The sequence below is a fragment of the Curvibacter fontanus genome, assembly GCF_054780335.1.
Map to the genome: position 1 here is coordinate 106,104 of NZ_BAAGWN010000016.1, position 13,407 is coordinate 119,510.

The 13,407-nt window shown below is 63.4% G+C and carries 15 protein-coding genes; 12 read left to right on the plus strand and 3 right to left on the minus strand.

Going from position 1 to position 13,407, the window contains the following annotated elements:
* The first annotated feature begins 41 nt into the window (after positions 1–41).
* Complete coding sequence (gene dinB / locus ACYVH8_RS11515; protein ID WP_174252913.1) at positions 42–1,325, plus strand: DNA polymerase IV; 1,284 nt, start codon at positions 42–44, stop codon at positions 1,323–1,325.
* Between the two features lie 315 nt (positions 1,326–1,640).
* Here dinB and ACYVH8_RS11520 read toward each other — a convergent pair whose 3' ends face one another.
* From ACYVH8_RS11520 to ACYVH8_RS11530, 3 genes are all read right to left on the minus strand, one after another.
* The gene (locus tag ACYVH8_RS11520) at positions 1,641–2,513 is read right to left on the minus strand and encodes a hypothetical protein (protein WP_174252912.1); all 873 of its coding nucleotides are present in this window, start codon (positions 2,511–2,513) and stop codon (positions 1,641–1,643) included.
* A 659-nt stretch (positions 2,514–3,172) separates the two neighbouring features.
* Positions 3,173–3,460, minus strand: a complete 288-nt coding sequence (locus ACYVH8_RS11525; protein WP_133156668.1) for a hypothetical protein — start codon at positions 3,458–3,460, stop codon at positions 3,173–3,175.
* Positions 3,457–4,386 (minus strand): LysR family transcriptional regulator, encoded by a 930-nt coding sequence (locus ACYVH8_RS11530; RefSeq protein WP_008904225.1) that lies wholly within the window; start codon positions 4,384–4,386, stop codon positions 3,457–3,459. The genes ACYVH8_RS11525 and ACYVH8_RS11530 overlap by 4 nt, the downstream gene beginning before the upstream one ends.
* A gap of 117 nt (positions 4,387–4,503) precedes the next feature.
* Between ACYVH8_RS11530 and ACYVH8_RS11535 the strand changes: the two genes are divergently transcribed.
* The 11 genes from ACYVH8_RS11535 to sorU all read left to right on the plus strand — a co-directional run bounded on the left by ACYVH8_RS11535 (position 4,504) and on the right by sorU (position 12,888).
* On the plus strand, positions 4,504–5,610 hold the full coding sequence (locus ACYVH8_RS11535) for a YeiH family protein (RefSeq protein ID WP_008904226.1): 1,107 nt from the start codon (positions 4,504–4,506) through the stop codon (positions 5,608–5,610).
* Positions 5,611–5,771: 161 nt separating this feature from the next.
* Positions 5,772–6,203 carry a nuclear transport factor 2 family protein gene (locus ACYVH8_RS11540; RefSeq protein ID WP_008904227.1) on the plus strand — a complete coding sequence of 144 codons (432 nt, stop codon included), beginning with the start codon at positions 5,772–5,774 and terminating at the stop codon, positions 6,201–6,203.
* Between the two features lie 120 nt (positions 6,204–6,323).
* Complete coding sequence (locus tag ACYVH8_RS11545; RefSeq protein ID WP_231624607.1) at positions 6,324–6,641, plus strand: COG4315 family predicted lipoprotein; 318 nt, start codon at positions 6,324–6,326, stop codon at positions 6,639–6,641.
* 46 nt (positions 6,642–6,687) lie between these two features.
* On the plus strand, positions 6,688–7,191 hold the full coding sequence (locus ACYVH8_RS11550) for an RNA polymerase sigma factor (protein WP_008904230.1): 504 nt from the start codon (positions 6,688–6,690) through the stop codon (positions 7,189–7,191).
* Between the two features lie 19 nt (positions 7,192–7,210).
* Entirely contained in the window at positions 7,211–8,110 is a 900-nt protein-coding gene (locus ACYVH8_RS11555) for an anti-sigma factor family protein (protein ID WP_174252888.1), read from the plus strand.
* A gap of 162 nt (positions 8,111–8,272) precedes the next feature.
* A complete protein-coding gene (locus ACYVH8_RS11560) occupies positions 8,273–9,667 on the plus strand; it encodes a YncE family protein (RefSeq protein ID WP_008904209.1) in 1,395 nt (464 codons plus the stop codon).
* Positions 9,664–10,023 carry a DUF305 domain-containing protein gene (locus ACYVH8_RS11565; RefSeq protein ID WP_008904210.1) on the plus strand — a complete coding sequence of 120 codons (360 nt, stop codon included), beginning with the start codon at positions 9,664–9,666 and terminating at the stop codon, positions 10,021–10,023. Before ACYVH8_RS11560 ends, ACYVH8_RS11565 begins: the two co-directional genes overlap by 4 nt.
* A 70-nt stretch (positions 10,024–10,093) precedes the next feature.
* Positions 10,094–10,627: an RNA polymerase sigma factor gene (locus tag ACYVH8_RS11570; RefSeq protein WP_174254254.1), complete on the plus strand. Its 534-nt coding sequence runs from the start codon at positions 10,094–10,096 to the stop codon at positions 10,625–10,627.
* Positions 10,624–11,226, plus strand: a complete 603-nt coding sequence (locus ACYVH8_RS11575; protein ID WP_008904212.1) for a hypothetical protein — start codon at positions 10,624–10,626, stop codon at positions 11,224–11,226. Before ACYVH8_RS11570 ends, ACYVH8_RS11575 begins: the two co-directional genes overlap by 4 nt.
* Before the next feature lie 85 nt (positions 11,227–11,311).
* Entirely contained in the window at positions 11,312–12,544 is a 1,233-nt protein-coding gene (sorT, locus tag ACYVH8_RS11580; RefSeq protein ID WP_008904213.1) for a SorT family sulfite dehydrogenase catalytic subunit, read from the plus strand.
* Positions 12,541–12,888, plus strand: coding sequence for a SorU family sulfite dehydrogenase c-type cytochrome subunit (sorU, locus tag ACYVH8_RS11585; protein WP_008904214.1), 348 nt, complete (start codon positions 12,541–12,543; stop codon positions 12,886–12,888). The genes sorT and sorU overlap by 4 nt, the downstream gene beginning before the upstream one ends.
* Positions 12,889–13,407 lie beyond the last annotated feature (519 nt).

The following is a 13,407-nucleotide window of genomic DNA, read 5'->3' on the forward strand; positions in this document are numbered from 1 at the left end:
ACAAACGTTCCAAAGACGGTCCTTTGTCATAGATCGCAGAAATGGCCTCTCCCACAATTCGACGCATCGCACACCTCGACATGGACGCGTTTTTCGCATCTGTGGAGTTGCTAAGGTATCCTCAACTCAAAGGACTTCCCGTGGTAGTTGGCGGCGGGCGCGGCGCCATTGATCTGGCGTTGCAGCGGATTCGTGAAGATAAGCTGCAAATGAACCCCAACACTGCGTGGGATGCGGCCACAGAGCGGGCTGCATTGAGTCAAATCCCTGTCAGCGGATTTGGACGACTTAGGGATTACACCGGGCGCGGCGTAATAACCACTGCCACATATATGGCGCGCAAATTCGGTGTGGGATCGGCAATGGGCATGATGAAGGCAGCAAAGCTTTGCCCCGAAGCCATCATGCTGCCAACGGATTTTATAGAGTATCGAAGCTATTCCCAACGCTTCAAATCCATCATTAAAGACATTGCGCCCGTCATGGAGAACCGGGGCATTGATGAGGTGTTTATTGATTTTTCCGAAGTGCCTGGTGGTCAGCGCTCTGGTGGACGAGTACTGGCCCGGCTCATTCAAAAGGAAATTTTCGAAGGCACGGGATTGACTTGCTCCATCGGAGTTGCGCCCAACAAACTACTTGCAAAGATGGCCAGTGAGTTCAACAAACCGAACGGCATCTCGATCGTGCACGGCGAGGATCTGGAGTCCATAATCTGGCCTCTTGCATGCCGCAAGATCAACGGGGTTGGTCCCAAGATGGATGAGAAGCTCCGGAGCTACGGCATCGAAACTATTGGGCAGCTCGCAGGACGTGAGCGCGACTGGCTCATTGCCCACTTCGGAAAAAGTAACGGCGCTTGGCTGCATGAGGCATCCTGGGGACGCGACGAGAGGCCCGTTATGACGGAGAGCGAGCCGGTCTCGATCAGCCGTGAGACCACCTTTGAGCGCGACCTGCACGCCGTGCGCGACAAGTCCGAGCTCGGTGCTATCTTCACCGCCCTTTGCGAGAGCGTGGCCGACGACCTCCAGCGCAAGGGCTACGTGGGGCGCACCATCGGCATCAAGCTGCGCTACGATGACTTCAGGAGCGTCACCCGTGACTTGACGCTTCCGCATTACACAGACAACTCAAAAGTCATTCGCGCTGCTGCTGGGAAATGCCTAAAGCGCGCGCCACTTGAGCGTCGTTTGCGATTGCTTGGCGTGCGTATTGGCACCTTAATCCGCCTTGCCGAATGGGAGGAGATCGAAACATCGGCCAACGTGATAGAAATGACGCAGGACTTGCATGCGCAAGCTCGCACGGGGCAATTGTTTTAGCCAGTTCACCGCGCTTCTGTTTGCCGAGTCCTTTGATCAACGCCAAAGGTAATTCCAACACCCACTAAAGGCTGGCTGCTGCCAATTGGTTTCGGAGCGCCAATGTCCGCTCCTATCGATACCAGCCACTGAAGGGCTCTCAGGCTGACGGGCCGCTTCACAACGCGAAGCGGACGTTCAAGGGATCGGCCGCCAAAGATGGCCAAGACTGCCCGACTTGGACCAACGATCTACCGCTATCGCGGTCCATTAACTGGCGATTTCGACCCATAGCGGACCGTCGTCGACAGCGAAAGCGGACTCTCAACGTGGAGGTCAGGGGCGCTGCGCGGCTTTATCGCGCAGCGTCCCCTGGACCGCAGGGTTAGATGACAGATTCTGTGCAGACTGGCATAAAACGCCAAACCAGCGGCAGGCATTTAGTTCGCTCTGCACCGGAGACACAAGATTCTTAACAGAGACTATGGCGTCGTTTGGAATGACACTGACGAGCCTTGCTTGGTCGACAACGATTGCGAAGCCACCAAATCGACGAATGCCCAATAGAGTCTGTTTCGTCGTCGTTGATCCATCACGGAGAACCATCTCCCATTTCGGCGTTGCCGTTGTGAGCATACGAGTACCAGATTGATAGCCGTGAAGTCCAGCCATAGAAAGCAGTATTGGGATCATGACGAACAGTCGAGCGCGTAGGCCCAAAAGCGAAGCTCCCAAGCGAGGGTGATTGATTACCGATAACGCAAGAAACCCCCACAGCAGGATAAAGAGCAGGTAGGCCCACTGTAGGTCGTTGGATAGGAATGGTCCAACCAAGGCTGCAAGTGAGCCGACAACGGGGACAACCAAGTCTCCGAACTTTCGGAATGCCCGTGTAAACCGGGGCGTTGGCGAACTCGCAATAAGTTCTTCTTCGGACTTTCCGCCTTCCACCCTCCGAAGGAATAACCCGTACATGAAAAATGCAAGGGCCGTCAGAAGCACTTTTGGCGCCCACAGGATTGCGCTTCTGACATGCTCAGACAATGAGCTTGGAATCTCGTCAAAGGAAAGGCCGATGGCAAGCAAGAAGCTGTAGTCGAAGAAGACCGAGACGACAAGAAGCAGCGAAGCAATTACGGCCACGGCTTTCCCTACTTGCTCGGCGAGAGCTAGCAATGGTGAGGCGACGGATGGGGCGGCGTCTGTCATCTAACGTGATATGGACCGCAAAAAAGTGCGGAATTACATGGACGGACGTTCATCCTGGCGCCTCCCTTGCTGCAAGCTAAGTGCTTGTTTTGTCTGAAGAATTCTCACGAATATAGCGCAGAGCCGCGCTCATAACAAACCGTGAAACCCCGCAATGTAACGGCCGGCTGCCGCTACGAGCGCCACGGAACGTCTATCCCCCAAAAAGGATCACTCAGTGACCGCTTTTGGCCGGGACCGGGTCTCCCCGGGGTATGTCGCAAGCAGACTCTGGCCGGCAGGGCCGCCGCGCTGAAGATCAGCTCCCTGGCGACGCCTGGTACTCACGCTGGCGGCCAGGGGCGGTAGTTCACTCAATCGTGGCCGATGTCCGTTCAAGGCTGATTGCTGCCACTTAGGTTCGACGGCAGAGTCCATGGGCGCCAACGCAAGCGGTCGCTTACCGGTCAGGATCTCAAGCGACCGATCGATTACCTGTACCGGTCGTTCGGCACTGTAGCGAAGTGCAAAGTTCTGGAATGGCCCTTTGCGTCACGGACGAAACGGTGTTCTGGACCATGGGCAGGCCTTCTTCAAGCGCCAGCAGGGAGGGCGAATCACTTCTTTTGGTCCTTCAGTGTCCGTAGCGCAATACCCGCCACCCGGGTTCCCTGTGCTCCTCAAAGTGCGTGATAGACGGGCAATAGTTCACTTTGACCTGATGCTGTTGCAACATTCTGATCATTGCTCTCGCCGCAAATAAAGAAGGAAACAAGGGGTGGCCGTTGGATCGCAATGCCCAAGACATCGCGCGCGGTATGTGGATATGCGGCAGTCTTGACGTCGCCATCCGCATCCGGCATTTGTGCAGGTGAGCCTGCCGTGAATCTCGTTGAAGGTGCGTGGATAAACTTTGAGCGCCGACTGGCGAGCTGCTCAGGCCTGACCTCGATGGAGTCACATTTCATGGCGCCGTGTTCTCGGCGCCAAATACCTGGTCGACAAATGCCAGCAGCGAAGCGGTGGGCTGTTTGTCGCGATGCACGACCAGGTGAGATTGTCGGAGCTGCCGCGGCAAGGTCGTGGAGATGCGGCACAGGCGGCCGGCCTCCAAAGCGTCGCTCACGACCCACGACGAAAGGCAGGCCACCCCCATACCCGCCTCGGCCGCATGTTTGATCGCCTCCGAACTTCCCAGCTCGATGCTTCGACGGTAGGAGCGCAAGTGGGGCAGCAGACTTTGGTCGGTGGCCTCGCGCGTTCCCGAGCCCGACTCACGCAACAGCCAGACCCCTTCACGCAGTGTCCGCATTGGCACCCGCTCGCCGGCCAGGCTCATTCGTGCCCACGCGCTGTCAGGCGATGTAACGACCACCATCTCGTCCTGGTGCCATGGCGTGACGGCCAGCGCCGCTTGGTGGCAAGGCCCTTCGATCAGGCCCACGTCCAGTTCAAACGCAGCGACCGCGTCACAGATGGCCGCCGTGTTTCCGATCACGACCTTTGAGCGCCAGGCACTGGCATGGCCCGGTTGCGCTGCGACAAAACGGGCCAGCAGCCTGGGCAGCACATAGTTGCCGATGGTGGTGCTGGCGCCGATGCGCAGCGACTGCGCCTGGGCGCTGCCATCGCGGGACATCAGCTCGATGCCGGCGGCACCGTCCAGCAGCGCCAGGGCCCGCGGCAGTAACGCACGGCCGTTGTCGTTGAGCAGCAGGCGCTTGCCCGCGCGGTCGAACAGGCGCAGCGACAGCAGCCGCTCAAGTTCATTCACGGCCGAGCTGGTGGCCGACTGCGACAGCGCAATCTCGGCGCTGGCTGCCGTGGTAGTGCCGCTGCGCGCAACCGCCACGAAGATCTGCAGCTGTCGCAGCGTGAGGCGAAGGGTATTCATGGCGGATTCGTTTGCAAAGCGATTAGATGGGTACATCTTAGCGATACAACCCGTTTGACGGGTCATCCATGAAGCCGGAAGCTTTGTCCTCACGAACTTCAACCGGAGGCAAGCAGCATGACCATCAACGTACTTCCTGAGCCACGCACATTGGCCTCTGCATCGGCTTTCGCACGCATGCTCCCCGGCCTGGCCCTGAGCGGCGCCTTGGCTGCCACCGGTATCGCGCTGGGCCGCATCGCCTGGCTGCAGGACCATGGCTTCAGTGCGCTGACGCTGGCCATCGTGCTGGGCATGATCGTGGGCAACACGGTTTACCCGTGGGCCCCGCGCTTGGCGGTAGCCAGCGGCGCCGGCGTCAACTTCTCCAAGCAGAACCTGCTTCGCCTGGGCGTGGTGCTGTACGGCCTGCGGCTCACCGTGCAGGACATTGACCATGTCGGCATCGCTGGTGTCGCCATCGACGCGATGATATTGGGTTCGACCTTCGCACTGGCCTGCCTCATCGGCACGCGCTGGCTGGGCCTGGAGCGCAAGACGGCGATGCTGATCGGCGCTGGCAGTGCCATCTGCGGCGCTGCTGCGGTGATGGCCGCCGAGCCGGTGGTCAAGGCGCGCGCCGAGCAGGTCACGGTGGCGGTGGCCACGGTGGTGGTGTTCGGCACGCTGGCGATCTTCCTGTACCCGGCGCTGTTCGAGCTGAACCGGCACTGGGCGCTGATCCCCGGCGGCGCCAACGGGTTCGGCATCTACGTCGGATCGACCATCCACGAGGTGGCCCAGGTGGTGGCCGCAGCACGTTCGGTGGGCCCGGACGCAGCCAACTCGGCCGTCATCGCGAAGATGGTTCGAGTAATGATGCTGGCGCCGTTCCTGGTGATGCTGTCGGCTTGGCTGGCGCGCGACAGCACCCTGCAAGCCCTAGTGGAGGCAGAGCATGCTCACGCCAAGGGTCAACTCGCTGTGCCCTGGTTCGCCTTCGGCTTCGTCGCGGTCGTGTTGCTCAATTCGCTGCAATGGCTGCCGGCGTCGGTGGTGGCAGTGACGACCGAGATTGACACCGCGCTGCTGGCGATGGCGATGGCTGCGCTCGGCCTGGCCACGCACATCGGCGCCATTCGCAAGGCCGGGGCCAAGCCGCTGCTGCTGGCGTTGATCTTGTTCGGCTGGCTCATCGTCGGAGGCGCGCTCATCAACCGCTGGGTGCCGGCCCTGCTGGGCTGAAGCCTCGAATTCACGGCCCAGGGCCCTGACCCTAAATTTCTTTGCACGCTCTGGAATAGACCGCATGCCGACGCCGTCTGCTCTTTTGTCGGGACCTATCTGACCCTTCGTCCCGCACTCACCCCCCTTCACTTCACACCAACCCTTCATCGGAGCCCACAATGTTCAAGACTTTCGCTTTCGCCGCCACCGCCCTGACGCTCGCCTCCGGCAGCGCCTTCGCCGCCCCCAGCGACGACGCCCGCACGCACTTCCAGGCCATCGCCTCGGGCGACACCCAGATCGTCATGCGTGCCTATGCCGACCAGGCCCAGCTGAACTGGGTAGGCGGCCCACTCGACGGCACCTATGCCACCACCGATGCCATTCGCGGCACCTGGGAGAAGTTCGGCAAGGCCGTCGGCCCACTGAAGCTCACAGTCGGCCAGATTGAAGAATCGGCCAACCCCAAGGGCGCCACCGTCTCGGCCAACGTCGTCTTCGAAGGCAAGATGCCCATCAAGGTGCGCTACGTGCTGACGTTCCGTGAAGGCAAGATCGTCAGTGAAACCTGGCAGATCGACCCCAAGCTGGCGGTGGCTGCGGCTTACTGAACGGCACGCAGCGTGGCTACTCTCCACCAGACCCCAAAGGACAACCCCATGAAGCACCTTTCGACTCTGGCCGCGCTGCTGATCACAGCGGCTTCCTTCGCGGCACCACTCACCGGCGCTATGGCTGCCGACGCGCCGGCCAAGCTCGCCAACGGCGCGCTGGTCGACGCCAAGGGCATGACGCTCTACACCTTCGACAAGGACGTGGCAGGCAGCGGCAAGAGCACCTGCAACGGCGGCTGCGCCGCGCTGTGGCCGCCCGCGATGGCCGCCGCCAGCGACCAACCCGCCGGTGCATACACGATCGTCATGCGCGACGACGGTGCGCGCCAGTGGGCCTACAAGGGCAAGCCGGTCTACACCTACCAGGCCGACCAGAAGCCCGGCGACCGCGCCGGCGACAACTTCAAAGACGTCTGGCACATCATCAAGGAATGACATTTGCTGTCGACTTCCGTCCAGTCCCTCAGGCCACGACCCCCCGATGCAAGACGACGCAAGCCTGCTGAGCTGGGTGCCGCGCCTGCGCCGCTATTCGCGCGCGCTGGTGAACAACCGTGACGACGCCGACGATCTGGTGCAGGACACGCTGGAGCGGGCCTGGGCCAAGTCGAACCTGTGGGGCGGCGTGGCCGACATGCGCGCCTGGCTCTTCAGCATCATGCACAACCTGCACGTCGATGGCGTGCGCCGTCCCAGGCTGCACACCGTGACCATGGACGACGACACGCCCGAAGTGCCGGTGGCGCCGACACAAACCGACAGGCTGGCTGTACTGGATCTGCAGGCTGCACTGGACTTGCTGCCCGTCGAGCAGAAGGAAGTGCTTCTTCTGGTGACGCTGGAAGACATGGCCTATGCCGATGTGGCGCAGGCCCTGGGTATCCCCATCGGCACCGTGATGTCGCGCCTGTCGCGAGGCCGTGAGCGCCTGCGCGGCCTGATGGAAGGCCGCGCAGAACCGGTGCGGCTGAAAGTCGTCAAATGAATGTATTGCGAATCAACCCATGAATACCGACCGTCCGCCACCGTCCATTCCCCCGGTCACCGAGGCCGACCTGCATGCGTTCGTTGATGGCCGCCTGCCCGCTGAGCGCCAGGTCGAGATCGCCGCTTATCTGGCCGCACGCCCTGAAGACGCGCAGCGCCTGGAGGCCTACCGGGCGCAGAAGCGCGAACTGCACGCCTTGTTCGATCCCGTGCTGGATGAACAGCCGCCGCAGCGCCTGCTGAAATCGGCGCGCCCGCGCGCCGTGCCGCAGACGCCTTGGTACCTCCAGCGCCTGGCCGCTGGGATCGCCATCGCCGTCATCAGCGGCGCGACTGGCTGGGGCTTGCGGGGCGGCCTGCCCGCGGGGGGCGACGATGCCGGCCGCATGGCCGCCGCGGCACCCGCCGAGCGCGGCCTGACGCTGGCGTCAGCGGGCGGCTTCGCGCAGCGCGCGGCGGTGGCTCACGCGGTATACAGTCCCGACGCGCGCCGCCCGGTCGAGGTGGACGCGGCGCACGAGGACCAGTTGGTGGCATGGCTGTCCAAGCGCATGGGCGCGCCGATGAAGCCGCCGCACCTGCAGGCCCAGGGCTACACGCTGGAAGGCGGGCGCCTGTTGCCGGGTGGCCAGGGGCCGGTTGCGCAGTTCATGTACCGCAACGAGCTCGGCAGCAAGCTGACGCTGTACGTGTCCAACGATGTCGCCGACGTGGGCAGTGCCGCGAGGCCGGACAAGGCACTGCAGGCCGGCGTGAAGAACACAGACACGGCCTTCCGCTTCGCACGCGAAGGTGCGGTCAATGTCTTCTACTGGGTCGACGGTCCCTTCGGCTACGCCCTGTCGTCCGACGCCGACCGCAGCGTGCTGGCGCAGGTGTCGGCCGAGGTCTATCGGCAACTTGGCACCCCGCGCTGAAGGCCAGGGCGGCGTCGGCGCGACGCGCTGTCGGCTCGCGCCAGGGAATGAAACGGCCTGAGCCGCGCTCTTGACCTGAAGCAAGCGCTGGGCAGTGGTTCATCGGCGGCTGCCGGCCCACGACCCAAGCGATCACTCTCCACACCAACTCAGAAAGCAAACATGACCACCCAACGCCGCGACATTCTCAAGTACACCCTGGCCGCCGCGGCAGCCAGCGCGCTGCCCGCAGCACATGCCCAGGCCCCGTCCGGCGCTTCAGCGGGAGCCGCAGCGACCGGCATCGACCCGCGCGATCGCGTCTTCATCACCAATGAAGACTCCAACACGCTGGTGGTCATCGACCCGAAGACCAACACCGTCGAGTCGACGATCAACCTGACCAGCTTTGACGAAGACCCTCGTCCCCCGTTTCGCTTTGTGACGGCCGGCGTGGCGCCAACGCACGCGGCGATGGTCCACAAGCCGCTGTACCACGGCTGTATCGATGCGCACGGCGCGGTGCCGTCGCCCGATGGCCGGTTGCTGGCCACCAGCGGGCGCGGCTCCAGCAACATTTATCTGATCGACGCCGAGCAGCGCCGCGTCATCGGCAACACACCCAACCCTGCGTCTGGGCCCACCACCAACCCCGAGCGCCTGAGTAGTGGCCTGCTGCTGGGCCGCGAACCGCACGAGCCCACTTTCACGCGCAACGGCCGCGAGCTGTGGGTCACGCTGCGCGGTGAAGACCGCATTGCCATCGTCGGCGTCGATCGTGCCGTTCGCCAGCTCAAGGGGGCCGACAGCCCGGGCTCCAGCGCGGTTCGCCAATACCTGCCCACGCTGAGCGGCCCGGCGCAGGTGTGGTTCAACCGTGAGGGTACGTTGGCCTTTGTGGCCAGCCAGAAGGTGTCGAAGATCGACGTGTTCCGCGTCAACCCCGGCGCGGATGGCCACAGCCAACCGCAGCGGCTGACCACGCTGGACATCAGCGCACAGGACAAACCCGGCTTCACGCCCTTCATGAAGACCACACCCGACGGTGCCGAGGTGTGGTTCTCGCACAAGCTGGCTGATGCGGTGTCTTGCCGCTCGACGCAGGGTGGCTTCGACCTGATCGACACCGTGCCGCTGGGCATGGGCGCGCGGCCCAACCACGTTGAGTTCGTGCGCAATGCGCGCGGCAGCGTGGTCTATGCCAGCCTGGCGCGCATCGACGATGGTGGCCCCGGCGGCGTGGCGTCGAGCCCGATCGCCATCATCGACCGCAGCGCTCCGGGCGGACAGCGCAAGGTGGTGGGCACCTTCTCCAGCCGTGGCCGCGAGTCGCACGGGTTGTGGACCAACCCCGAGAACACGCTGCTGTATGTGGCCCACGAACAGGACGAGCTGCCCGGCACGCCCAACGCGGGCCAGACCGTGTGCAGTGCATTTGATGTGAGCGACCCGCTGCGCCCGACCTTCATTGCGCAGATCCCCCTGGGCAATCTGACGCTGCCCTCTGGCGCGCTGCGCAACAAAAAGAGCATCAACCTCGTCTACGTGCGTGTGGGCGAGAAGGGCCAGACGGCATGAGCGGCGCGCACACCAGCCACGGCGCCAGCGCCGCGCACACCAGCGCATTCCAGCGGGATATGGACGAATCGATGGCCCGCATGATGCAGGCCATGCACAGCCCGGGCTACGCAGGCCAGGCCGACCAGGACTTTCTGGCGATGATGATTCCGCACCACGCCGGCGCTGTGGACATGGCGCGGCTGGTGTTGCAGCATGGGCGCGATCCTGTCACCCGGCAGTTGGCCGAGGAAATCATTGCCGGGCAGACGGTGGAGATCCAGAGCATGCAACGCCGACTGCACACCCTGCAGCAGCGCACAGCCAAAGGTGCGGAAGCGGAATTTCCGTCGCTGGGTGGGACGCGGGGGCCTTGATCGACAGCCCTAGGGAAAGTACCGATGAGCGCCACGGAATGAACCAAGCCACGCAGCGCTCTTGATCACCATGCTGTTCCAGTCTGCCGAGTCCCGCTATAACCAATGGGTGCGTGAGCACTACCGTTTTTTGCTGCGCAGTGCGTGGGCGCTCACTGGTTCGCGCGCCATTGCCGAAGACGTGGTGCAAGACTGTTTTGCCAACGCCTGGAAGCACCGGGAGCAACTGCGCGACGCTGCGCTGGCACGGGCTTGGCTCTTTCAGATCATGCGCCGCGCCGCCTTTCGCCAGGCCGCACCCAGCATGCAGTCGCTGGACGATGAAGAGCAGCCCGAGCAAGCGGCGCCCGACGCGGGGCTGGACGACAAACTCGATGTCGTCAAGGCGCTCGCGCGCCTGGCGCCCATCCACCGCGAGGTGCTGGTGATGTTTTATTTCGACGACATGCCCACCGCCCAGATGGCCGAGGCGCTGGAGATCGCGCCCGGCACGGTGTTGTCGCGCCTAGCCCGTGCGCGCGACGCTTTGAAGCTGGCCATGGGGGTACCTGCGACACCCAAGGCCGATGTCAACGTTACCCCGTTTCGCAGGACCAAGACATGAGCCCCGATACCGACGCGCCTTTCCTGCCCGACAGCGAATTCGATTTGCGCGCGCGCGCCGAGTTGGCGATCGCCTTCGAGGCCAGCGACGCACCGGCACACCTGTACCGAAAGCCGCAGCCGCTGCTGGCGCGACGCGGCTTGCAGCGTTTTCTGGCTGCGCTTTTGCTGGCCGGTGGCACCAGCGGCGGGGTGCTAGCCGTGCGACCGCCAGCGATGGTGCGCGACGCGATCGACCACGAATACCACGAGCGCAGCTTGCGGGGCAGTTTCATGGAGCAGCGCCAGTTGCTCATGCACCTGGGCATGCGGGACGCCAACGTGGTGCCCGGGTTTCCCCAACTCATGCGGCCATGCGATATCGAAGGTCACCTCGCTTACCACCTCACCACGTTCTTCGAGAAGGGCGGCATGGTGACGGTGTATGCCTTTGACCAGCCTGTGGACCTGCGCGAGGCCAGCGGCTGGTGGAGCAACGTGCACTGGAAGGTGATCCGCTCGCGCGAGGGCAAGCCCTTGTTGCTGGTGGCCCAGAAAAAGAAGGCACTGGCGGTCGCGCAGACGGCACTGCAGGCACCTCCCGTGTCCGGGCCAGGCTGAGGCACCGCGTCCCTGTCAACGAATCAACCGCTCACCCCTTTCACCCCAACCGGCGCACGACGCCCAACCACCGGAGACCCCAGAAATGAACCAACAACCCACCTCGCTCCCCCGGCGCCACCTGCTGGCCGGCAGCGGCGCTGCTTTGGCTGCCGTTGGTCTGGCCAGCTTTGGCCGCACCGCAGCCGCTGCTGGTGAGACCGCGCCCGTCGCCGTGGCCGGTGCTGCCAAGCCTCTGCCAGCGTACGTGGGCTGGAAGGACCCGGCCAGCCTGATCGTGCACAGCAGCACCACCATTGAGACCAAGCGCAGTGTGTTCGGCACCAGCGTAATCACGCCGTCCGAGCAGCTCTACATCCGCAACAACCTGCCCGCGCCCGACGTCTCGATCCTGGGCAACCGCGATGCCTGGGAGATCAACATCGAGGGGGTGAAGAACCCGCGCAAACTCACGCTGGGCGACCTCAAGCGCATGGGCATCGAGACCACGGCGATGGTGTTGCAATGCTCTGGCAACGGACGCGGCTACTTCCCCAACAAGCCCAGTGGAACGCCTTGGCAAGTGGGCGCAGCAGGCTGTGTGGTGTGGAGCGGTGTGCCGGTGCGCTGGGTGGTGGATGCCCTGGGCGGCGTGGAGGCCGGCATGGCCTACCTCACCGGCACAGGCGGCGAAAAACTCCCCGATGGACTGGACCCCAAGAGCGTGATCGTGGAACGCTCGGTGCCTGCTGCCGCACTCGCCGATGCCCTGCTGGCCTGGGAAATGAACGGTGTGCCGATTTCGCTGGCCCACGGCGGCCCACTGCGCTTGATCGTGCCGGGTTACACGGGCGTGAACAACATCAAGTACGTCAAACGCCTGGCCTTCACCGCTCAGGAGACCGACGCACGCATCATGTCGCACGGCTACCGCATTTCACCGCCCGGCGCGAAGGGCGACCCGTCGCAGCCATCGGTGCAGGAAATGACGGTGAAGTCGTGGATCAACGGTCCCGGCACGGACGGCGCCCCGCTTAAAGCGGGTGACACACAGATCCATGGCGTGGCGTTTGGCGGCATGAACGCGGTGGCCAAGGTCGAGGTTTCTCTGGACGGCGGAAAAACCTGGCAGCTCGCGCGCATGGTGGGGCCCGACCTCGGCCGCTTTGCGTGGCGGCAGTTTGTTTTTGCGGCACGCCTGCCGGCGGGCCAGTTCACCCTGGCGAGCCGAGCCACCGACACCGCAGGCAACGTGCAGCCCGAACAACGCATGGAAAACGCGGGCGGCTACAACAACACCAGCTGGGCCGACCACGCCGTGAAAGTGAGCGTGGCATGAAGCGCACAATCCAAAAACACGCGTTGGTCGCTGCCCTGTGGTCGTTGGCATTCACAGTGCTGCCCGTGCACGCCGCCGACGATGCCGCGCAACTTCAACAAGGCAAGGTGTTGTTCGGCCAAGGCGCGGTGCCTGCCTGCGCCCTGTGCCATGCGCTCAAGGACGCGGGAGCCGAAGGCGCCGTGGGCCCCAGCCTGGACGAGCTCAAGCCCGATGCCAAGCGCGTGGCCACCGCGCTGCGCAACGGGATTGGGCAGATGCCGTCCTACAACGGCAAACTCAGTGATGCGCAAATTGCCGCCCTGGCGGCCTACGTGGCCAAGGCTTCGGGTGGATCAAAGTGATGGCTGGTTGGCCACAGCGCTGCTGCGCCAACTGACAAAAAGGACGGGATCACCTGCAAACAGCGATCCCGACTGAGTGGCTGACCCAGGGCGGGTCAGCCACTCACCATCACTTGCCTGGTTTGATGTCGGGGACCACCATCCAGCCAGCCCCCATCATCACAACCGCCGGGAACTTCTCGCCGGCCTAAGTCTTGCCCAGCATGGCCTTGTGCTCGCGGTAAGCCATCAACGCTGGCGACACGCCCAGGTGATTGATCGCACCATGCTTGATGCTGCTGCAGTCTTGCTCGTCGAGCTTGCAGATCTCTGCACGCTGTTGTCAACTCTCTAGCAATGTCAACTACGCGCCTGAAACCTGTCTCTGCGCCTTACCACGATGCATGAATAGGAGTGATCGCAATCCGGCACGCCAAGGGCATGCACGTTGAAAACTCGAACGGCAGCAACCGCTGCCAACCGGCCGGCGGCGGACGAACGCCTGCTTGAGGCTGGCTGCCGTCGTTTGGTTTCGGGGCG